Origin of the sequence: Atlantibacter hermannii (assembly GCF_009907385.1) — a bacterium.
GTDB lineage: Bacteria > Pseudomonadota > Gammaproteobacteria > Enterobacterales > Enterobacteriaceae > Atlantibacter > Atlantibacter hermannii_A.
This window is the reverse complement of sequence record NZ_JAAATR010000031.1, coordinates 92,660-113,553: the sequence shown is the minus strand read 5'-3', so window position 1 is coordinate 113,553 and position 20,894 is coordinate 92,660. Positions and strand designations below refer to the sequence as shown.

General features: G+C 55.1%; 19 protein-coding genes. 6 read left to right on the top strand and 13 right to left on the bottom strand.

Annotation, left to right across the window (positions count from 1 at the left end):
* Positions 1-364: 364 nt before the first annotated feature.
* From GV764_RS09475 to GV764_RS09465, 3 genes are read right to left on the bottom strand one after another with little or no spacing between them, the layout of a single operon-like run.
* Positions 365-646: a heavy-metal-associated domain-containing protein gene (locus GV764_RS09475; protein ID WP_161659935.1), complete on the bottom strand. Its 282-nt coding sequence runs from the start codon at positions 644-646 to the stop codon at positions 365-367.
* Complete coding sequence (locus tag GV764_RS09470) at positions 643-999, bottom strand: mercuric transporter MerT family protein (RefSeq protein ID WP_161659934.1); 357 nt, start codon at positions 997-999, stop codon at positions 643-645. The genes GV764_RS09475 and GV764_RS09470 overlap by 4 nt, the downstream gene beginning before the upstream one ends.
* Positions 977-2,119 (bottom strand): transglutaminase-like domain-containing protein, encoded by a 1,143-nt coding sequence (locus tag GV764_RS09465; RefSeq protein ID WP_161659933.1) that lies wholly within the window; start codon positions 2,117-2,119, stop codon positions 977-979. The genes GV764_RS09470 and GV764_RS09465 overlap by 23 nt, the downstream gene beginning before the upstream one ends.
* A 408-nt stretch (positions 2,120-2,527) precedes the next feature.
* Between GV764_RS09465 and nikA the strand changes: the two genes are divergently transcribed.
* The 6 genes from nikA (at position 2,528) to fdhF (ending at position 9,901) form a co-directional block, all read left to right on the top strand.
* Positions 2,528-4,048 carry a nickel ABC transporter substrate-binding protein gene (nikA, locus tag GV764_RS09460; RefSeq protein ID WP_161659942.1) on the top strand — a complete coding sequence of 507 codons (1,521 nt, stop codon included), beginning with the start codon at positions 2,528-2,530 and terminating at the stop codon, positions 4,046-4,048.
* Positions 4,048-4,992 carry a nickel ABC transporter permease subunit NikB gene (gene nikB / locus GV764_RS09455; RefSeq protein ID WP_161659932.1) on the top strand — a complete coding sequence of 315 codons (945 nt, stop codon included), beginning with the start codon at positions 4,048-4,050 and terminating at the stop codon, positions 4,990-4,992. Before nikA ends, nikB begins: the two co-directional genes overlap by 1 nt.
* The gene (gene nikC / locus GV764_RS09450) at positions 4,989-5,822 is read left to right on the top strand and encodes a nickel ABC transporter permease subunit NikC (RefSeq protein ID WP_161659931.1); all 834 of its coding nucleotides are present in this window, start codon (positions 4,989-4,991) and stop codon (positions 5,820-5,822) included. The genes nikB and nikC overlap by 4 nt, the downstream gene beginning before the upstream one ends.
* The gene (gene nikD / locus GV764_RS09445) at positions 5,819-6,580 is read left to right on the top strand and encodes a nickel import ATP-binding protein NikD (RefSeq protein ID WP_161659941.1); all 762 of its coding nucleotides are present in this window, start codon (positions 5,819-5,821) and stop codon (positions 6,578-6,580) included. The genes nikC and nikD overlap by 4 nt, the downstream gene beginning before the upstream one ends.
* Positions 6,580-7,440: a nickel import ATP-binding protein NikE gene (gene nikE, locus GV764_RS09440; RefSeq protein ID WP_161659940.1), complete on the top strand. Its 861-nt coding sequence runs from the start codon at positions 6,580-6,582 to the stop codon at positions 7,438-7,440. The genes nikD and nikE overlap by 1 nt, the downstream gene beginning before the upstream one ends.
* Before the next feature lie 313 nt (positions 7,441-7,753).
* Positions 7,754-9,901 carry a formate dehydrogenase subunit alpha gene (gene fdhF, locus GV764_RS09435; RefSeq protein WP_161659930.1) on the top strand — a complete coding sequence of 716 codons (2,148 nt, stop codon included), beginning with the start codon at positions 7,754-7,756 and terminating at the stop codon, positions 9,899-9,901.
* 78 nt (positions 9,902-9,979) lie between these two features.
* On the opposite strand, the gene GV764_RS09430 is transcribed toward fdhF, so the two are convergent.
* The 10 genes from GV764_RS09430 to gatZ all read right to left on the bottom strand — a co-directional run bounded on the left by GV764_RS09430 (position 9,980) and on the right by gatZ (position 20,690).
* The gene (locus GV764_RS09430; protein ID WP_161659929.1) at positions 9,980-10,777 is read right to left on the bottom strand and encodes a DeoR/GlpR family DNA-binding transcription regulator; all 798 of its coding nucleotides are present in this window, start codon (positions 10,775-10,777) and stop codon (positions 9,980-9,982) included.
* Between the two features lie 23 nt (positions 10,778-10,800).
* A complete protein-coding gene (gene xylB / locus GV764_RS09425; protein WP_161659928.1) occupies positions 10,801-12,288 on the bottom strand; it encodes a xylulokinase in 1,488 nt (495 codons plus the stop codon).
* A gap of 36 nt (positions 12,289-12,324) precedes the next feature.
* Positions 12,325-13,344 carry an aldo/keto reductase gene (locus GV764_RS09420; protein WP_161659927.1) on the bottom strand — a complete coding sequence of 340 codons (1,020 nt, stop codon included), beginning with the start codon at positions 13,342-13,344 and terminating at the stop codon, positions 12,325-12,327.
* Between the two features lie 76 nt (positions 13,345-13,420).
* Positions 13,421-14,377, bottom strand: a complete 957-nt coding sequence (locus tag GV764_RS09415; RefSeq protein ID WP_161659926.1) for an ABC transporter substrate-binding protein — start codon at positions 14,375-14,377, stop codon at positions 13,421-13,423.
* A gap of 46 nt (positions 14,378-14,423) precedes the next feature.
* Positions 14,424-15,473, bottom strand: coding sequence for an ABC transporter permease (locus tag GV764_RS09410; RefSeq protein ID WP_161659925.1), 1,050 nt, complete (start codon positions 15,471-15,473; stop codon positions 14,424-14,426).
* Positions 15,474-16,997, bottom strand: coding sequence for a sugar ABC transporter ATP-binding protein (locus tag GV764_RS09405; RefSeq protein WP_161659924.1), 1,524 nt, complete (start codon positions 16,995-16,997; stop codon positions 15,474-15,476).
* Positions 16,998-17,028: 31 nt separating this feature from the next.
* Positions 17,029-17,454 (bottom strand): L-fucose mutarotase, encoded by a 426-nt coding sequence (fucU, locus tag GV764_RS09400; RefSeq protein WP_161659923.1) that lies wholly within the window; start codon positions 17,452-17,454, stop codon positions 17,029-17,031.
* A 37-nt stretch (positions 17,455-17,491) separates the two neighbouring features.
* On the bottom strand, positions 17,492-18,361 hold the full coding sequence (gene gatY / locus GV764_RS09395; protein WP_161659922.1) for a tagatose-bisphosphate aldolase subunit GatY: 870 nt from the start codon (positions 18,359-18,361) through the stop codon (positions 17,492-17,494).
* Positions 18,362-18,364: 3 nt separating this feature from the next.
* Positions 18,365-19,405 (bottom strand): zinc-binding dehydrogenase, encoded by a 1,041-nt coding sequence (locus tag GV764_RS09390; protein WP_201743134.1) that lies wholly within the window; start codon positions 19,403-19,405, stop codon positions 18,365-18,367.
* Between the two features lie 19 nt (positions 19,406-19,424).
* Positions 19,425-20,690: a tagatose-bisphosphate aldolase subunit GatZ gene (gene gatZ, locus GV764_RS09385; RefSeq protein WP_161659920.1), complete on the bottom strand. Its 1,266-nt coding sequence runs from the start codon at positions 20,688-20,690 to the stop codon at positions 19,425-19,427.
* Positions 20,691-20,894 lie beyond the last annotated feature (204 nt).

The following is a 20,894-nucleotide window of genomic DNA, read 5'->3' as shown; positions in this document are numbered from 1 at the left end:
ACACATAATTCACTCCTGAGCGATTTCCATAGCGCGGCTATTTTATTACCCGCCATCAGAGCGTTGCTTTGTCCGGCTTCAAAGATTAAGACGCAAAAAAAGGAATGAAGTATCAGAAGTTGCGCGAGGTCATAGGATGATTGAACGGGTAGAGAACAAGGATCGGGCCGCTCATTCTTCTCTGCCGCCAGGTGCTGGCGACCGGACGGTCACCCGCCCGGAAAACCTTCGTCAAGCCGTTAAATAAGCCCGGGAAAATCTGCATACCGGCGTGGAGAAAACAGGTCATCCGCACGGCTACGGCTGCAAACGCCGCAGCAGGATGTTTCAATAAAAACGGGTCGCCGCTTCAGTTATCGAGAGGTTATTGCGCTTCCGTGTGATTCACCGTCGCGGTATAGCCGGTTTTCGCCACGGCCTTCAGCAGCGTCCCGGTAGGAAACCCTTCCGGGACGATGACTTCCGTCTGGCGGGTTTTCAGGGATGATTTGGCTTTAATCACCCCGTCGGTTTCCCGTAGCGCCTGATTCACCGAGATCACGCACAGCGAACAGGTCATGTTTTCCACATCCAGCACCACTTTTTCATTTCCCGCCTGCGCCCACAGGGGCAGCATCAGGCAAGCGGCGAGCGCGAGTCGTTTCATTCAAATACCTCATAAAACCAGCCGACCACCGTCGGGTAGAACAGGATCAGCAGCATAAATGGCAGCGCCAGCCAGTACAGCAAACGCATCTGGCCCAGCGTCAGCCGGCCGGTACACCACATTCTTTTCGAAAAATACAGCCGCCAGAAGCCGCGCGCGATAAGCCCGAGAGAAATGACGATCATCGGGATACGCAGAAACTCCAGCTTCGCCAGCCCGGCAAACCCCGCCGCCGAGATGCCGAACAGCAGGTACAGCAGCGGGCCGATGCAGCACAGCCCGGCGGTAACGGCAGCCGCAGCTGCCGTCAGAAGCGTTACGCCCGCGCTTTTAGCGCTGTTCGGTCGAGACATAGCGATAAGAAAATATTTTCGGATCGTAGAAGTTAATCGGGTCACCATCGACTTCGGCATACGGATAGCCAAAGTTGTTCATCGCGCCCTGCTCCGCCGCCGGATAAAGCTCAAAGTCGCGCCCGTAATTAAAGCCGACCCAGTTCATTTCCCAGTTGCCGAACAGATAGGTGTTCACCGCCTGCACATCAGCGTCTTCATGGGATTTTTTCTCCGCCAGGCGCATTTTGGTCACGTCCGCCGGATCGCACGGCAGCCAGCCGTAACCTGCCAGATAAAATTCTGCACGGCAATGCTGGCCGCCGCTGACGTCCGCCACGCCCTGCTCATCGGCTTTGCCGAAGGCGCTTTTCGAGTAGCGCTCCAGCTTCGTGGCTTTCCCCAGACGGATGCCGAACAGCTCACGCGCCGGAATGCCGCTGGCGCGCGCCAGGGCTACGAACACCGAGCTCATATCGGTGCATTTGCCGCTGAGTTTGCCGCTTTTCAGGATCGCCGCCACGTCGCCAGTACCGCAGCCGATAACGTCGTTATCGCGCTCCATGTTCCGGCTGACCCACTCGTAAATCAGGCGCGCTTTTTTCAGCGGATCCTGTTCGCCGTTGGTAATTTTCTGCGCAGTTTCCCGGACCTGGCCGTCAATCGGCGTATGGGTGGTGGGCAGCAGCCAGGGCTTCACGTCCAGCGGATAAATGATTTGCTCCGGCGCCTGCCAGGTTTTCAGCGCGTCGTGCTTCAGCGGTTCCCGGTCGGCGGTTTCGATTTCAATATCCACCTGCATCTGCAAATCGCCTTCAGATTTCGGCCAGCTGGCGAACAGCGTTTTCGCGCCGTAAGGATTATTGGTGGTGATGTACGCCTGCTGATAGTTGCCGCTGAAGGTCAACCCGGTCATCTGCTGAAACGCGGTATCCACCGGCAGCGGGATCCACAGTTTAACCACACCGCTGGAGCCCTGCGGCGGGTTGAGCTTATAGGTTTGCGAGAGCACAAAACGGCGGCGCGCGACCGGCGCGGCGGCAGGTTCAGCAGCCTGAACCGTCTGGCTGACAATCGATGGGCCCACTAAACCGGCAGCGGAAAGCAGCACACTATTTTTGAGGAATTGTCGACGTTGCATGGTTATCTGTCTTTTTTGATGGAAGTGAGGCGGCGGCAGCGCGGGCCAAAACCGCAGAGGATCATCACAGCAGACAGGGACTGGCGGAGAAAGGCGGATCGATAACTATTCATCAATAACAGACCTGTTAACTGTGAATGAAAACGCCGTTATTAAGCCGCGAACAATGGCCTGTGTACAGCAAGGATATCAAAAAACTACCAAATAAATATAAAAAACTGATGATTTACCGCTAAAAACGCCGACCCATAATCAGTTTGCCTAAGGTTGATCCAGAACAACGCCTGCGTATGCAGTTTTCATAAAATCATCATACTCATTTTGGGTCCCCCCCCTTATTCCGCAAGGAGTAGTCCTTTGTTCACTTTACGGCGCTGTTTAACGGTATTGCTGGCGTGTATTTCATTGATGGCTGGCGCAGCGACACCGCAGGAAATGACCACCGCCTGGCCGGTAAACGTGGGGCCGCTGAACCCCCACTTATATACGCCAAATCAAATGTTCGCCCAGAGTATGGTGTATGAACCCCTGGTGAAATATCAGGCCGATGGCAGCATCGCGCCGTGGCTGGCCACTTCATGGACGCATTCCGCCGACGGCAAACAGTGGATTTTCACCCTGCGCGACAACGTGACGTTTTCCAACGGTGAACCCTTTAACGCGCAGGCCGCCGAAGCCAACTTCCGGGCGGTGCTGGATAATCGCCCGCGCCACGCCTGGCTTGAGCTGGCGAACCAGATCGTCGGCGTAAAAGCGCTGGATGAACACCGTCTGCAAATCACGTTGAAAGGCGCGTATTACCCTTTCCTGCAAGAGCTGGCGCTGCCGCGCCCGTTCCGCTTTATCGCGCCGTCGCAGTTTAAACAGGGCGGAACCAAAAACGGCATTCTCGCGCCGATTGGCACCGGGCCGTGGGTGCTCCAGGAAAGCAAACTGAATCAGTACGATGTGTTTGTGCGTAACGACCATTACTGGGGCAACAAACCGGCGCTGGATAAAGTCACCATTAAAGTGATTGCCGATCCCACCAGCCGCGCAGTGGCGTTTGAAACCGGCGAAATTGACCTGATGTACGGCGACGAAGGGCTGCTGCCGCTGGACACCTTCGCGCGCTTCAGCCATAACCCGCAGTGGAAAACCCAGCTTTCCGCCCCGGTGGAGACCGTGATGCTGGCGCTTAATTCCGCGAAATCGCCGACCCGTGAGCAGGCGGTACGGGAAGCGCTGAACTACGCGGTGGATAAAAAGACGTTAATCAACAGCGTGCTGTACGGCACGCAACAGGTGGCGGATACCCTGTTCGCCCCGAGCGTGCCCTACGCCAATATTGGCCTGACGCCGCGCCGCTACGATCCCGACAAGGCGAAATCGCTGCTGGAAAACGCCGGTTGGACGCTGCCCGCCGGCCAGCAGATCCGCGAAAAAGCGGGCCAGCCGCTGCGCCTGGAGCTGGCTTTTATCGGCACCGACGCGCTGAATAAATCAATGGCGGAAGTGATTCAGGCCAACCTGCGCCAGGTGGGCGTGGAGGTGAAACTGGTGGGCGAAGAGGAGAGCAGCATTGACGCCCGCCAGCGCGATGGCCGCTTCGATATGATCTTCAACAACACCTGGGGCGCGCCGTTCGATCCGCATGCCTTTATGAGTTCGATGCGCGTCCCGTCCCACGCCGACTATCAGGCCCAGCTCGGCCTGCCGGATAAGGCGCAAATCGACGCGAAAATCGGCCAGATCCTCACCGGCACCGATGAAGCCCAGCGTCAGGCGCTGTACCGCGACGTGCTGACCCGCCTGCATCAAAGCGCGGTGTATCTGCCGCTGAGCTACGTGTCCCTGATGACCGTTTCCCGGCCACAGTGGGGGACGCTGCCCTTCGCGCCAATGTCCTCGGATATTCCGTTTGAACAGATCAAACCGGTAACGCCCTGATGCTACGTTATATTTTGTGGCGCGTCGCGCTGCTGGTGCCGATGCTGCTGGCGGCGTCGCTGATTATTTTTCTGCTGCTGCGCCTCGGTAGCGGCGATCCGGCAATGGATTATTTACGGCTGTCTAACCTGCCGCCGACGCCGGAACTGGTGGCCTCGACCCACGTGATGCTCGGGCTCGACCAGCCGCTGCCGGTACAGTATGGCCGCTGGCTGTGGAACGCCCTGCATCTCGATTTCGGCGTGTCGTTTGCCACCCAGCGCCCGGTGCTTGACGATTTGCTGCGCTTTTTCCCGGCCACGCTCCAGCTGGCGGGCTTCGCGCTGGCGTTGATCCTGGTCACCTCCGTACCGCTCGGCATCTGGGCGGCGCGCTACCGCGACCGGCTGCCGGATTACCTTGTGCGGCTGATTGCCTTTCTGGGCGTATCGATGCCTAACTTCTGGCTCGCCTTTTTACTGGTCATGCTGTTTTCGGTCCATCTGCAATGGTTGCCCGCGCTGGGTTACGGCGGCTGGCAGCACATCATTTTACCGGCGGTGTCTATCGCCTTTATGTCGCTGGCGATCAACGCCCGCCTGCTGCGCGCCAGCATGCTGGATGCGGCGGGCCAGCGTCATGTGACCTGGGCGAAACTGCGCGGGCTGAGCGATCGGCAAACCGAGCGGCGGCACGTGCTGCGCAACGCCACGCTGCCAATGGTCACGGCGGTGGGCATGCATATCGGCGAGCTGATTGGCGGCACCATGATTATCGAAAATATCTTCGCCTGGCCCGGCGTCGGGCGCTATGCCGTATCGGCGATTTTTAATCGCGACTACCCGGTGATCCAGTGCTTTACATTGATGATGGTGGGCGTGTTTGTGATCTGCAATCTCGGCGTCGATCTGCTGAATGCCGCGCTCGATCCGCGCATTCGCCGCCATGAAGGAGCGCACTCGTGAATTTTGTCCGTACGGCGCGTTGGCCGGTACGCCTGGCGCTGCTCTCGCTGGCGCTGCTGATGACCATCGCCCTGACCAGCCAGTGGTGGCTGCCGTTCGATCCGCTGGCAATTGATTTACCCCAGCGTCTGCTGCCGCCGGACGGCACCCACTGGCTGGGCACCGATCATCTGGGACGCGATATTTTTTCTCGCCTGCTGGCGGCGACGCGGGTGTCGCTGGGGTCGGTGCTGGCCTGTCTGTTGCTGGTATTAACGTTGGGTCTGGTGGTGGGCGGCAGCGCCGGGCTGATGGGCGGGCGCGCCGACCAGTTGCTGATGCGCACCACCGATATGTTTATGACCTTCCCCACCTCGATTCTGTCGTTTTTTATGGTGGGCGTGCTGGGCACCGGGCTGGTAAACGTGATCCTCGCCATCGCCCTGTCCCACTGGGCCTGGTATGCGCGGATGGTGCGCAGCATTGTGATTTCGCTGCGCCATCGGGAATTCGTGCTGGCGGCGCGGATGAGCGGCGCAAACCGCTGGCACCTGTTTTTCGATCATCTGGCTGGCGCGGTGATGCCCTCCCTGCTGGTGCTGGCGACGCTGGATATCGGCCATATGATGCTGCATGTGGCGGGCATGTCTTTCCTTGGGCTGGGGGTCAGCGCGCCGACGCCGGAATGGGGCGTGATGATCAATGACGCGCGCCAGTATATCTGGACCCAGCCGATGCAGATGTTCTGGCCAGGGCTGGCGCTATTTATCAGCGTGATGACCTTTAACCTGCTGGGCGACGCGCTGCGCGACCAGCTGGATCCGCATCTTGTCATGGAGCACAGCCACTGATGTCACAACTTGAATTGCACAACATCACCCTGGCAGCGGAACGCCCGCTGGTACAGGGCGTGTCGCTGACGCTGCGCTCCGGGCGCGTACTGGCGCTGGTCGGCGGCAGCGGCAGCGGGAAATCCCTCACCTGCGCCGCCGCGCTGGGCGTACTGCCCGCCGGGGTGCGGCAAACCGCGGGCGAGCTGGCGCTGAACGGACAGACCGTCACGCCGCAATCGCTGCGCGGCAGGCAGGTGGCGACCATCATGCAGAACCCGCGCAGCGCCTTTAATCCGCTGTTTACCATGGCGACCCACGCTAAAGAGACCTGCCGGGCGCTGGGCAAAACCCTGGATGACGCCACGCTTATCGCCGCGCTGCAATCCGTTGGGATGGATGAGGCTGAACGGGTGCTGGGGCTGTACCCGTTTGAGATGAGCGGCGGGATGCTCCAGCGCATGATGATCGCGCTGGCGGTACTGAGCGATGCGCCGTTTATCATCGCCGACGAACCCACTACCGATCTCGACGCGCTGGCGCAGGCGCGCATTCTGCAACTGCTGGAAGATCAGATGCGGCAACGCGCGCCCGGCATGCTGCTGGTTACCCACGATATGGGCGTGGTGGCGCAGCTGGCTGACGATGTGGCGGTGATGGAAAACGGCAAAATTGTCGAACGGGGCGACGTGCAAACGCTGTTTCGCGCGCCGCAGCACCCGGTGACCCGCAATCTGGTATCGGCGCATCTGGCGCTGTATGGCATGGAGTTAGCGTGATGACACTGTTATCGGTTTCGAACGTTTCGCACCGCTACGGGCGGATGGGGCTGACCGGCGCGCACCATCATCAGGTGCTGAACGGCATTTCGCTGGCGGTGAGCGAGGGCGAAAGCGTGGCGTTGCTGGGCAGCAGCGGCTGCGGGAAAAGCACTCTGGCGCGTCTGCTGACGGGCCTGGAAACCCCGACGTCGGGCGATATTTGCTGGCGTAATAAGCCTCTCTCCGCGCTGAAAGGCGACGAGATGCGCGCCTTTCGTCGGGAGATCCAGATGGTGTTTCAGGACGCCATCAGCGCCGCCAACCCGCGCCGCACGGTGCGCGAGATTATCCGCGAACCGCTGCGCCACTTACTGAAACTCTCTACCGCACAGCAAAATGAACGCATCGCGCGGGTGATGGCGGCGACCGAGCTGGACGCCGCTCTGCTGAATAAACGGCCGCCGCAGCTCAGCGGCGGCCAGCTTCAGCGGGTGTGCCTCGCCCGGGCGATGGTTGTGGAACCGAGGCTGTTGATTCTCGACGAAGCGGTGTCGAATCTGGATTTGGTGCTGCAGGCGAACATCATCCGACTGCTGAAAAACTTACAGCAGCAGTACCACACCGCGTGTCTGTTTATTACCCACGATTTGCGTCTGGTGGAGCGGTTTTGCCAGCGGGTGATGGTGATGGACGGCGGTAAAATTGTTGAAACCCTGCCGGTAACTTCGCCAGTGGCGTTTGCCAGCGCGTCAGGCCAGGCATTACAGCGCGCCGTGCTGCCAGCGTTCCCGACGCGCCGGGAACCGCGCGGACCGGGACTCACGCTGGTCAGCGATAATGCCGTACCGGCGTTAAAACCGCATTTAGCCAGTGCGTAACGGCGTAACCTTAGCTTCAACTCCCCCGCGGGAGGTTTAACCTCCCCTGATACCGCTCCACATCAAAGCGTTCCCTCTGGCGTCAGGGTTAGGATGCGGTGTCTGGCCGTCTGTCGACGTTGGTCAAAGTGATAATAATGACATGACACTTTTGTCGAATCCTGGATGCCGCCCGGCAGACTGCTTTATTTCTCTATTCATATCAATGAGTTAAATATATACAGATTGCTGGCATGGAATATGCATTGATATAGCGTTGAGAAAGTAAAGACGTTTTGCGTTTTGCAAGAACACGATTAACTGGAGAGCCAGGATGAAAAAAGTCGTCACGGTTTGCCCCTATTGCGCGTCGGGGTGCAAGATCAACCTCGTCGTCGATAATGGCAAAGTCGTTAAGGCGGAACCGGCACAGGGTAAGACCAATCAGGGGGATTTATGCCTGAAGGGGTATTACGGGTGGGATTTTATCAATGACACCCAGATCCTGACGCCACGCCTTAAATCGCCCATGATCCGCCGCCAACGCGGCGGGAAGCTGGAAGCCGTTTCCTGGGATGAGGCGCTGAATTATGTCGCCGATAAGCTCAGCACCATCAAAGCCAAATATGGTCCGGATGCCATTATGACCACCGGTTCGTCCCGGGGTACCGGCAACGAAACCAACTACATCATGCAAAAATTCGCGCGCGCCGTTATTGGAACCAATAACGTCGATTGCTGCGCACGTGTCTGACACGGCCCTTCGGTTGCAGGTCTGCACCAGTCGGTCGGTAATGGCGCGATGAGTAACTCCATCGTCGGCATCGAAGATGCTGATTTAGTGTTTGTGTTTGGCTATAACCCTGCTGATTCTCACCCGATCGTCGCTAACCGCGTGATCAGGGCGAAGCAGAAAGGGGCGAAAGTGATTGTCTGCGATCCGCGTAAAATCGAAACTGCGCGTATTGCCGATATGCATCTGGCGTTAAATAACGGCTCTAATATCGCGCTGTTGAACGCCATGGGCCATGTGATCATCGAAGAAGATCTGTATGACCACGCGTTTGTCGCGGCGCGTACCGAAGGCTTCGAGGAGTATCGCAAAATTGTTGAAGGCTATACGCCGGAGTCCGTGGAAGAGATCACCGGCGTGAAGGCCAGTGAGATCCGCCAGGCCGCGCGGATGTACGCCAAATCCGAACGGGCCACCATCCTGTGGGGCATGGGCGTAACCCAGTTCTACCAGGGCGTGGAAACGGTGCGTTCGTTAACCAGCCTGGCGCTGCTGACCGGCAACCTCGGTAAGCCGAGCGTCGGCGTCAACCCGGTGCGTGGGCAAAACAACGTTCAGGGTGCCTGCGATATGGGCGCGCTGCCGGATACTTATCCGGGCTACCAGTACGTGAAGTTCCCGGAGCACCGCGAGAAGTTCGCTAAAGCCTGGGGCGTGGCCGAGTTGCCTGCGCATACCGGTTATCGCATCAGCGAGCTGCCGCACCGCGTTGAGCATGGCGAAGTGCGCGCGGCGTACATCATGGGCGAAGATCCGCTGCAAACCGACGCTGAGCTTTCAGCGGTGCGTAAAGCCTTCGAAGGGCTGGAGCTGGTGATCGTTCAGGATATCTTCATGACCAAAACTGCCGCGCAAGCGGATGTGATTTTGCCGTCCACCTCGTGGGGGGAACATGAAGGGGTGTATACCGCTGCCGACCGCGGATTCCAGCGCTTCTTTAAAGCGGTGGAGCCGAAGTGGGACCTGAAAACCGACTGGCAGATCATCAGTGAAATCGCCACCCGGATGGGCTATGCGATGCACTACAACAACACCAAAGAGATTTGGGATGAGCTGCGCGGACTGTGCCCGGACTTCTACGGCGCAACCTACGAGAAAATGGGCGAGCTGGGTTATATCCAGTGGCCGTGCCGCGATGTCTCCGAGGCCGATCAGGGAACGGATTATCTGTTTGAGGATAAATTCTCCACGCCGAACGGTCTGGGGCAATTGTTCACCTGCGACTGGGCGCCGCCGCTCGATCGCGTGAATGAAGAGTACCCGATGGTGCTGTCGACGGTGCGCGAAGTGGGTCACTACTCCTGCCGTTCCATGACCGGCAACTGCGCCGCGCTGGCGGCGCTGGCGGATGAACCGGGCTATGCGCAGATCAACACCGCCGATGCCGCGCGGCTGGGCATCCAGGATGAAGCGTTGGTATGGGTGAATTCACGCAAAGGCAAAGTCATTACCCGCGCGCAGGTGAGCGATCGCCCGAACAAAGGCGCGGTATATATGACTTACCAGTGGTGGATTGGCGCCTGTAATGAACTGGTGACGGAAAACCTCAGCCCGATTACCAAAACGCCGGAGTACAAGTACTGTGCGGTGCGTGTTGAACCGATTGCCGATCAGAATGCGGCGGAGCAATACGTCATCAATGAGTACAACAAGCTAAAACGCCATCTGCGGGAAACTGCAATGGGCTAAGGGTTAGCGAATAATAAAAAGCCGGTGAATAACCGGCTTTTTTATTGGTAGTGACCCGTCCTGAATAACCTGGCGGCGTTAAACAATAATCACATCGATATTTCTGCTTTCCAGCAGCATGACCATTTCCCGGCTGATGCCGTCATCGGTAATCAGCACGTCAATATCGCTAATCGGCAATACCGGGTTAAAACCAATCCGGCCAAATTTGGTGGAGTCGAGTACCGCCACCACTTTTTTCGCTGCTCGCGCCATGACCTTACTGATGGCATAACCTTCATTAAAAGTAGTGATGCCTTTTTCAATATCAATCCCGTCGGCGCCAATAAACAGATAATCCGCCACAATGCCTTTTAATACCGATTCGGCATGCATACCGTGAAAAGAACGGGTTTTATGACGAAAGGTTCCCCCGCATAACACCAGGGTGATGTGCTGGTTAATCGACAGCACTTCGGCGGCGGGTAAATTATTGGTAACGACGATTAAATCTGCGGCGTCCGCTAATTGCTGGGCAATTTTTAACGTGGTGCTGCCGCTGTCGATAATCACGCTGTTACCGGTTGAAACCAGGCGCGCTGCGGCACTGGCGATGCGGGTTTTGGCATCGGCAGAAAGCAGCGCGCGGTCTTCCAGTTTTACTTCATTATGACTCTCGCTATTCCCGTTGAGCTTTCCAGCCAGCGCCCAGTTATTTATTTGACTGGTCGCCCCGCCGTGAAAGCGAATAAGCAGCCCCTGGGTTTCCAGCTCACGCAAATCGTTGCGGATAGTGACCTCGGAAATACCAAACTTATTTGCCAGATGCGCCACCTGCACACTGCCCTTTTCTGTCAGCGCGGCCAGAATTTGATTCCTTCGTTCCACCAGATGCATCGTTTCGCGTCCCCGCAGTTTTTTTATGTGGGCATATTTTGATGATAGCGAGCATATACAGGCTGATAGATCGCCCGCTGCTGCGGGCAAGGCAGTATAACGTCGCGCCCAATATCGCGCAGTGATGCGGGTAATATCTCGTGCAGCGGAATAATGCCGCCCGGCCGCTGGAGATTCTTATTACACCAACGCGCCTGCAATGCCGCGCCTAACGCGCCTGCGTCGCTCACCGTCGGGCGTATGACTTCAATACCGCTGATATCGGCAATTAACTGACACCAGGCCTGGCTATTGGCCCCGCCGCCAATCACCCGCAGCTGGTCGAAATGCAATCCGCACTGCCGGAATATTTCGATGCCTTTGCACAGCTTAAAGGTCACGCCTTCCACCACGCTGCGCAATAAATTGGCTTTATTAAAATTGCGGCTGGTGATGCCCATTACGCTGGCGGTGGCGTCCGGGCGATTCGGCAGACGCGCGCCGTTCAGCCACGGGTAGCACCACAGTCCCCCTGCCCCCGGCGCGCTGTTAGTGAGGTAGTTTTCAAATTCCGCCAGCGGGATATCCATCACCTCGCGAAACGCGTTAATCGCATTGGTCACGTTCATGGTGCTGACCAACGGCAGCCAGCCGCCGGAAGAGGAACAGAAGGCGTTAATATCCGGATGATGCTGGGTTTCGATTTGCTGCGCGGCGTGGGTAAACAAGGTGCCCGAGGTACCGAGGCTCATGGTCAGGATGCCGGGGGCGATATTGCCGGTGCCGATGGCGGACATCATATTGTCGCCCCCACCGCTGGACACCGGGATGCCTTCCGGCAGCCCCAACAGCGCGGCGCTGGCGGCGCAAAGATACCCGGCGGGCTGATGCGCCTCAATCAGCGGCGGGAGTTTCGCCATCAACTGCGGATCGATGGCCTCCACTACCTCTTTGCACCAGCGACGGTTAAAAGTATCGAACCAACCGGTGCCCGATGCATCGCCGTATTCCGCGCAGTAATGGCCGGTCAGCCAGTAGTTAACGTATTCATGGGGCAGAAAGAGCTTAGCGATGCGCTGGTACGCCTCGGGTTCGTGCTCCTTCACCCACAGTAATTTAGCGAGGGTAAACGCCACGGGAATATGGATGCCGGTGAAATGCGCCACCGGCGCGCCCATCGCGGCGTTAAAGCGCGTCAAAAATGCGTTCAGTTCCGGCACCGTTTCGGTATCGCACCATAACTTTGCCGGGCGGATGAGCGCATCCTGTTCATCCAGCAACACCAGACCGTGCTGCTGGCCGGATACGCCCATTGCCGCGATTTGCTCAGGGGCAATCGCCGCGTGGGCAATAACCGCCTGAATCCCTTTTTTTATTGCATCCAGCCAGGCGGCGGGATGCTGTTCTTTTTGCCCCGGGCGATCGCTGATGAGCTCACAGGTATGGTAGCTGGATGCCACAACCCGTTCTGTTTCAGCATCCCACAGTAAAACCTTGGTGCCCTGCGTGCCGCAATCGATGCCCAGATACATAGTTAATTCCCCGGTGAAGTGGCAGTTTCGCGCTGGTTATTTGACGATAACGCCGTCAAGATCCCACAGGTCTTCCCAACCTTTGGCGTGCTCCCATAAGAACACCTGACCTTTGATTAACCGGTTATTGCGATCGATACCGGCAATCGCCGCCATCTCGTCATCCGTTAACGGATCTTGCGTAATGCAGGTGATGTTGCCGTAAATCTGGTCTTTATGAACCGAGAACGGGATCGGAATATGACCGCGCTGCACTGCCCACTTGATGCAGACAATCGCCGGATGCACGCCAAGACGTTCGGCAATGCTGACAATCACCGGATCTTCGATATCGCAGGTATCGTCTTCGGTGCGGTCGCGATCCGGACGCATCGGCGAACCAATCGGGCAGAAGCCGATCGGCTGGATCTCATTGGCGACCAGGAAGTCATACAGTTCCTGCTGCTGGAAATGCGGGTGGATTTCCATTTCGTTGACCACCGGGCGGATTTTGCAGTCGCGCAGCAGCAGTTCCATTTTAGGAATGGTCATGTTGGAGGTGCCGATGCTTCTGACCAGGCCCATTTCCACCAGTTGCTCCATCTGCGCCCAGGTTTTCATAAAGCGCTCATGGGAATACGGCGTGGCGTCCGGGCTACGGGAATCCACGGTGCAGCCAGGCGCGTGATAGTTGGAGAACGGCCAGTGCACTAAATACAGGTCGAGATAGTCGAGCCTGAGATCCGCCAGCGACTTTTTGCACGAGGCGATCACGTCGTCATGCTGATCGTTCCAGACTTTCGAGTCGATAAACAGCTCAGAACGGCTCACGCCGCTTTGCATGATCCTGGCAAATACCTCACCAATCATACTTTCATTGCCGTAGACCGATGCACAGTCAAAGAAGCGGAAACCGGCTTCAGCGGCGTGAAAAACACCCTCTGCCACCTGTTCAGCGGTAAAGCGATCGGAGCCAAAGGTGCCCATGCCAATACCGGGGATCGTATAGCCATTCGCTAAAGTTTTATAAGGAATGGCATCCTGCGCGGGTGCGACGAAGTTTGATAAGTTGCTCATTTCTCACGGCTCTATGAAGAAGTTATCGTTATTCCCGCTCATCGGGCTGCCGAAGCAACCCGATAAGCGGCATGTATTAATACAGAACGGCCTGGGCTTCCGGGGAGTCGATATTGTTTTTATCGATGTACACCACACCGGTATCGATGACTTTGTCGACTTTCTGCTGGTTGAGAATGTGGTCGATGGTCTCAACGCCTTTTTTACCCATCTGATAAGAGGACTGAACGATAATGCCGTTCAGGGTTCCGTCACGGACGAAATGCTGCAGCGCGGCGTTACCGTCAAAACCGACAGCCACGACTTTGCCGCTATAGCCCAGTTGCTTAATGGCGCGCGCCATACCGACTGCGGTCGGCTCGTTGGCGCCAAACAGCGCGGTAATATCCTTATTGGAAGAGAGCGCGTCGATGGTCTGGTTCAGCGCCGTCGCCATATCCGCCTGGGAATAGAATGGGCCAATCATGTTTAATTTGGAGTCGGCTTTAATCACATCGGTAAAGCCGCCGACGCGCTCAATGGCGCTGCCCGCGCCCGGCGTAAAGGACATCACGCTGACTTTGCCTTCCTGGCCGTTGGCTTCAATCAATTTCTGCGCGGCCAGCGCGCCGGCTTTACGGTTATCGGTAGAGAGGAAGGACTGATAGTATTTCGCGCCTTTCTCGCCTAATGAGGAATCGATCAGCACCACCGGAATGCCGTTTTCCCAGGCTTTTTTCACCGCCGGGATTAACGCGTCCGGATCGGACGGTGCAAGGACAATACCGGATACGCCGCGGTTAATGGCGTTATCCACCATATTTACCTGCTCGGCGACCTGGGTTTCGGCTTCCGGGCCCTGGAAGGTCACTTTATATTTATCTTTAAATTCGCTGCCCGCGTCCGTGGCACCTTTATTCACGTTTTGCCAAAAGTTAGAGTTAGCCGTTTTAACGATAACCGCAATTTCATTTGATTTGGCGAACGCGGCCGATGTGCTCATCGAAATTGCCGCAGCCAAACCCAGCATTGCAAATGTTGCTAATTTCTTCATGAACGTGTTCCTTATTATCTTATGTGTAGGGGTACGACGGTTAATGTCATTTCACCGAAGGATTAACCTGTGGCTTTTTATTACTGACTTTTTGCTTTACGGATTTTTTTGTTGCCGGACGCTGACGGATCTGGTCATAGGCCACCGCCAACAGAATGACGCTGCCGATAATGATTTGTTGCACGAAGAACGACACGCCGTTCATATTCAGGCCGTTACGCAGCACGCCGATGATAAAGGAGCCAATTAACGTGCCCGGAATAGTGCCGACGCCGCCCATTAACGAGGTGCCACCCACCACCGCGCTGGCAATCGCATCCAGTTCATACATCATCCCGCCGTTCGGCTGAGCCGTCACCAGACGGGAGGCGATCACCACACCGCACAGTCCGGCAAAGGTGCCGCTGATGACGTAGGCCACTAATTTGACCTGATTGGTTTTAATCCCGGACAAACGCGCCGCTTCTTCGTTGGAGCCGATAGCGTATAAATAACGGCCCATGCGCATTTTGGTTAAGGCGAAGGTAAACAGCACCGCGGCGATAATCATCAAAATGACCGGGTAAGGAATACCGGGGAAAACCACCTGCGGTAAGCCGTTATCGCCTTCCTGAACGATGCGGAACAGCGAGCCGTTGCCCAAATCGCCAAAGGATTCCGGCATACCGGACACCGGCGCGGCATTGGTGACGTACAGCGCCAGGCCGCGCAGGATCATCATGGTGCCCAGGGTGGCGATAAACGGCGGCAAACGGAATGTCGTCACCAGAATGCCGTTCGCCAGGCCACAGGCGCTGCCGGTCACGACGCCAAGTAGTAACCCGATGCTGACCGGCATTCCGGCGTTGACCGCCAGGCCTGCCGCCACGCCGGAGAGCGCGACCACGGAACCGATACTCAGATCGATGCCGCCGGTCAAAATGACGCAGGTTACGCCAATGCCGATAAAGGCGATGGTCGAGGTTTGCAGGCCCACCGTCATGATGTTATTGACGGAGAAGAAGCTGTCGCTGGTAAAGGAAAAGATAATAATCAGTAGCAGTAAACCGCCCAACGCAGTCAACTTCTGCAATAAAAGTTTTCTTTTATCGTTCATTTAAGCTAACTCCTGTTCGGTGACGTACATATTCTTCACTCCTGTCGCGTACTGCATGATCTCTTCCTGGCTGGTGTCTTTGGTTTTTAATACCGCCGTCATCTGGCCTTCTTTCATGATCACCACGCGATCGGTCATTCCCAATATTTCCGGCAGTTCGGATGAGATCATGATGACGCCGATCCCCTGGTCTGCCAGTTCATCCAGTAATTCATAAATGGCATATTTCGCGCCGACGTCGATCCCCCGGGTTGGCTCATCAAAAATCATGATCCTGGCGTCCCGAAATAACCATTTCGCAATAACCACTTTCTGCTGGTTGCCGCCGCTGAGGTTTTTAACTATCTGCTCAATGTGCGGTGTTTTGATGCTGAGTTTTTTTATGTATAAATCGCATGCCACTTTTTCTTTGATGCCGGAAATAACGCCCCATTTACTACAGACTTTATCCAGCGCCGCCATCATGACATTACTTTTTACCGACATATCCACCGCCAGACCATTTAACTTACGGTCTTCCGATAAATACGCGATGCCGGCTTTAATGGCGTCATTCGGGCTGGTAATGGTAATTTCTTTATCGAATGAAACAATCTGCCCGTCATCCAGCGTTTCTGCGCCGAAAATAGCGCGCGCCAGCTCGGTTCGTTTTGCGCCAACCAGGCCGGTGATGCCGAGAATTTCCCCTTTCATTAAGTCAAAGTCGATACCTTCAAAGACGCCGAAACGGCTGGCGTTTTGAATCGACAATATAACTTTATCTTCCGCCTGCGATTTGCGCGTCGGGAAATGGTTATCCAGCGAGCGCCCGACCATTCTGGTGATAATTTCATCCATGGTAATGTCGGCAAACACATGGTCGGAAATATAAGTTCCGTCGCGGAAAATTGTAATATGATCGCAAATACGCTTTAACTCTTCCATGCGATGTGAAATATACACAATACAGACATCGCGGCTTTTCAATTTCTCTATCAACTGGAACAGCTTATCAATTTCTTTTTTGGTTAATGCCGACGTTGGTTCATCCATAATTAACACTTCGACATCAAAAGACAGCGCTTTGGCAATTTCCACCATCTGCTGTTTCGCCACCGACAGGGTGTTAACGATATCTTTTGGCGAAACATCAATATCAAACATTTCCAGGAGCTTAGCGGACTTCTCTTCCATCAGGGCAAAATCAACCAGCCCATTTTTTAACGGCTCGCGCGCCAGGAAAATATTCTCCGCCACGCTAAGATGCGGAACTAAGTTAAGTTCCTGGAAGATCATACTGATCCCGCTTTTCTGCGCTTCGAGCACGGAATCAAACGAGACTTCTTCATCTTTATAATAAATGGTCCCTTCATCTGCGGCATGTACGCCAATCAACACTTTCATTAATGTTGATTTGCCCGCACCGTTTTCACCCATTAAGGCGTGAACTTCCCCTTTACGCAGCTGGAAATTCACATTTTTAAGTGCGTGAACACCGGCAAATGATTTGGATATATTTCTCATTTGCAATATGGCTTGCTTCATGAAAAACTCCGGAAAAAAGAGAATAAGAGGCTTAACATTCCACTGGCGTAACGCCTTTCTTCAGAAGAATGTTTCCATATTTCCGCGTTGAGGAAGTTATCACCACGCAACTGGCTTTTTGCGCTCTTTCGTAAAAGGCAAAGCGGTCGATAAAGGTAATTTCCTGATTTTCTGGCAATACCGATTTATAATCATCAATTAACCATGGCGGTAATTCATCACCCGCACTCGCGGACATCATTACAACAGCATCGGTCACGTAGCTGTCTAACTCAAAAAGCGGCATCATTGCCTTCAGTAATTGTTCCACCTGATTACCATCAGCGCGAATAACATTCTCATTTACCGAGTGAGCCGGGAAATGCGCATCGCTCAAAACAATTTCGTCGCCGTGACCCATACAATATAGCGTATATAGCAATTCAGGAGAGAGACGGGGATCAATATTTTTAAGCATGATTGCTCCAGTATTAATAAAAATCGCAAATATGTTTTTATTCGAAAGAATAAATACGCCCGGCGCTGCCGCAGGTCATAATTTTATGGCGTACCACGTCGGCCATTGCCGCTTTCGCCAACTGGTTATATTCTCGCGGATCGGTAGAACCCGGCTTTTCAAGGAAAAAGGATTTTAATGTTTCAGCGAACGCTAATTTAAGATCGGTCGCCACATTGACCTTACTTATCCCCAATTCAATACATTTTTTCACATCGCTATCGGGAATACCGGATGCGCCATGCAGCACCAGCGGAATATCTACCAGCTGGGCGATTTTCTGTAGCCGCTCAAAATCCAGTTTTGGCGTGGATTTATACAGACCATGCGCGGAGCCAATTGCTACGGCCAGCGAGTCGATGTTGGTTTGCTCAACCAGCAGGCGCGCATCCTCCGGATGGGTATAAGGATCGGCGACGTCATCGACAATCAAATCATCTTCCTGGCCGACGAGTTGACCAATTTCCGCTTCCACGCTGCATCCGTAGTAATGGCATAACTCGGTGACTTTACGCGTAATGGCGATATTTTCTTTCAGCGGCATGGCGCTGCCGTCGATCATCGCCGAGCGGATCCCGGCGCGAATTTTGCCGTGAATATCGTTAAAATCATGGTGATGGTCGAGATGCACGACAACCTGCTGATTATTCTCCGCCGCCAGGGATTCGACGATAGCGATAATTTGCTGCACCCCGGCATAGCTATAAGTGCCCGGCGTCCCGGCTAAAATAACCGGTGACTCCAGCTCTTTCGCGATGGTTAATACCACCTGGATGGTTTCCAGGTTATGAATATTAAAAGCCGGTACGGCGTAACCAAATTTTCGCGCATGGTTAAGCAAATAGCTGCTGTTAATAATATGATTCATCGGTTACTCCCAGTGCAGTAAAATTTTGCCGTTTGCCGGACCGCCTTCTAATGCCATCACGCGTTCGACATAGTCATTTTCATTAACGATGCAGTTAATCAACGGGTCGATTTGGATTTGTCCGTTACGGAACATATCGATGGTTAAGCGCCATTCATCACCCGGGAACGGCGCGGAATAATTCATCCAGCTGCCGAACACAAATAACTCTTTACGCAGAATTTGTTCATATTCGGTATAGGTCAGCGCCAGGTCTTTATGTAGCGTACCGATTAACGCTACCTGCGCCCGTGGACCGGCAATTTTCAATGCCAGTTTAAAGGTCTGCGGCGTACCGGCGGTTTCAAGAATAAGCTGGTCAAAATTGATATCCGCGAGGAATGCGGCTTCTTCCAGCGCATTCTCCTGTGCCACGTTGATAACGTGATCCGCGCCAAGCTGCTTCGCCAGATCTAAACGCTCGTTATTAATATCTACTGCCGTGACGGATTTCGCGCCCAGCGCTTTGGCGCTCTGCATCGCCAGCAAACCGATGGTGCCGACGCCCAGCACAATCACATTTTTATCCTGACAGCCGCCCGCCATTAATATCGGATGCACGCCCACGGTAACAGGTTCGAAAAATGCCCCCTGCAACGGCGTTACGCCTTCCGGCAATAAAAAGCAGCTGCTTTCCGGCATGGTGACGTATTGCGCATTGCCGCCCGGCAAACGGGAGCCCACAAACGAATACCCTTTCCCTAAGGAATAAAAACCGCGCTGGCATTCCGGCGCGGAAAAATTGGGGATCAGCGGTACGCAGCAGATGTAGTCGCCTTCTTTTACCGAACTGACTTTGCTGCCGGTCGCGACGACGCGGGCCGAAAATTCGTGGCCTAAGCGCACCGGATAAAAATGCGCGCCGTGGTGAAAAATACGCGGAATATCGGAGCCGCACAGGCCGGAATAGATGACTTTAACCAGCACATCATAGTCACCGTATTCGGGGATCCCGGTTTCGCGAATTTCCAGCTGGTTATTTTCCGGGATCACAATTTCTTTCATGGTCGTCATATTGATGTCCTTATTCCGGGTCGCAACCATAGGCATACAGGCGCAGGACATCCTGAATACGGAACAGCACCAGGTTTTTCGGCGTCAGAGGGATTTGCTTCGCGTTAATGCGCTGGAACTGTTCCGGGAAGTACTGGCTGATCACCCCCAGCGGCAGCGTCACGCTTTCCAGGTTGGCGAACATTTTGTTCACGGCTTTATTGATGGTCGGATGCGGCCAGTAGTAACGCAGACGATCGGACAGGCTAAAGTGCAGGTCGATCATCGCTTTTGAATGCAGCGTGCTGTAGTAATTTTTCCAGTAGCCCGGCTCGTCCTGCATCACGTTGTCGATCACCGAAACCAGCTCGCTACGCTCGCCCGGCGCTACCAGGGTATTTTCGATCATCGCCAGCGCGAACATGGCTTCTCGCAGGGCGAAAGTGAGTGCCGGGCCGACTTTCAGGATCGCAAAGTGGTCGCGCACCAGCGCTTTGTAAGCCTCTGCCGTCTGGTAATCGGTGGAGTGAGCTTCATACACCAGGCTGGTGCTTTCGATCGCTTTCGTCAGATCGCGCGCCAGTTCCGGCTGATAGTGAACGATGGACGAGTGGTCAAACTCCACGCCCGGTTGCACCACAATCGCGATGATGCGTTCAATCGCGTCATGCAAATCCAGTCTGGCAAAGGCGTCGTAATGGGTCTGGATAGTTTCCATCGCCGCCTGCGGCGTGGTGATATGCACTGACTGGATAGCCTCTTTCTCACCGCCCGGCACCGGCACCTCCGTGCCCACCACATAGGTGATGTGCTGTTTTTGCTCGTCGGTCGCCACGCGCTCCGCCACCTGGCAAAGACGCGCCGCGCGCTGGGCTACGGTGGCGGGTAATAGCGGAACCGGATCGTCGCCGCAGGACATGGAGGTATCGATATGAATTTTGGTGAAACCGGCGCGCACATACTGTTCAATCAGCACTTCCGATTTCAGCAACGCGCTTTCGGCGTCTTCGCTTTGCCAGCAGTTGGGGCCCAGATGGTCGCCGCCGAGGATCAGGCGCGAGGGCGGGAAGCCCACTTTATCGGCAATCGCCAGCACAAAATCCCGGAACTGCTCCGGCTTCATTCCCGTATAACCGCCGAACTGGTTCACCTGGTTGGAGGTCGCTTCAATCAGCACTTTGCGCTCGCTATTCAGGTCGAACAGCAACGCCGCTTCAATGACCAGAGGGTGGGCAGAACAGACTGAACAGATACCAACAGGTTGCCCTGATTTATGTTTATGTATGATATCTTTCATTTGATTTCCTTTATGTTGCAAATTTGAAATTTAGTGACGCTCTGGTTTCCATCATTACCCTTTTGCTTTCTTTTGTTTGCGATAAGCATCACAAAAACGGGCAAAGCGAAAAAAGAAAACGAAAGTGAAACGTTTCACCGGGAGAAAACTTTCGGTTTATTTCGGTTACAACGGAAGGGAATGCACAAGCAAAGGAAATGGCGT

What these genes read in the sequence shown, in the direction of transcription:
- GV764_RS09465 (WP_161659933.1), bottom strand. Translation starts at nt 2,119, where the DNA reads ATGCAACGTCGACAATTCCTCAAAAATAGTGTGCTGCTTTCCGCTGCC.
- GV764_RS09415 (WP_161659926.1), bottom strand. Translation starts at nt 14,377, where the DNA reads ATGAAGAAATTAGCAACATTTGCAATGCTGGGTTTGGCTGCGGCAATT.
- GV764_RS09390 (WP_201743134.1), bottom strand. Translation starts at nt 19,405, where the DNA reads ATGAAAGAAATTGTGATCCCGGAAAATAACCAGCTGGAAATTCGCGAA.
- nikB (WP_161659932.1), top strand. Translation starts at nt 4,048, where the DNA reads ATGCTACGTTATATTTTGTGGCGCGTCGCGCTGCTGGTGCCGATGCTG.
- GV764_RS09430 (WP_161659929.1), bottom strand. Translation starts at nt 10,777, where the DNA reads ATGCATCTGGTGGAACGAAGGAATCAAATTCTGGCCGCGCTGACAGAA.
- gatZ (WP_161659920.1), bottom strand. Translation starts at nt 20,690, where the DNA reads ATGAAAGATATCATACATAAACATAAATCAGGGCAACCTGTTGGTATC.
- gatY (WP_161659922.1), bottom strand. Translation starts at nt 18,361, where the DNA reads ATGAATCATATTATTAACAGCAGCTATTTGCTTAACCATGCGCGAAAA.
- GV764_RS09420 (WP_161659927.1), bottom strand. Translation starts at nt 13,344, where the DNA reads ATGAGCAACTTATCAAACTTCGTCGCACCCGCGCAGGATGCCATTCCT.
- GV764_RS09405 (WP_161659924.1), bottom strand. Translation starts at nt 16,997, where the DNA reads ATGAAGCAAGCCATATTGCAAATGAGAAATATATCCAAATCATTTGCC.
- GV764_RS09410 (WP_161659925.1), bottom strand. Translation starts at nt 15,473, where the DNA reads ATGAACGATAAAAGAAAACTTTTATTGCAGAAGTTGACTGCGTTGGGC.
- xylB (WP_161659928.1), bottom strand. Translation starts at nt 12,288, where the DNA reads ATGTATCTGGGCATCGATTGCGGCACGCAGGGCACCAAGGTTTTACTG.
- fucU (WP_161659923.1), bottom strand. Translation starts at nt 17,454, where the DNA reads ATGCTTAAAAATATTGATCCCCGTCTCTCTCCTGAATTGCTATATACG.
- nikA (WP_161659942.1), top strand. Translation starts at nt 2,528, where the DNA reads ATGGCTGGCGCAGCGACACCGCAGGAAATGACCACCGCCTGGCCGGTA.
- nikE (WP_161659940.1), top strand. Translation starts at nt 6,580, where the DNA reads ATGACACTGTTATCGGTTTCGAACGTTTCGCACCGCTACGGGCGGATG.
- GV764_RS09475 (WP_161659935.1), bottom strand. Translation starts at nt 646, where the DNA reads ATGAAACGACTCGCGCTCGCCGCTTGCCTGATGCTGCCCCTGTGGGCG.
- GV764_RS09470 (WP_161659934.1), bottom strand. Translation starts at nt 999, where the DNA reads ATGTCTCGACCGAACAGCGCTAAAAGCGCGGGCGTAACGCTTCTGACG.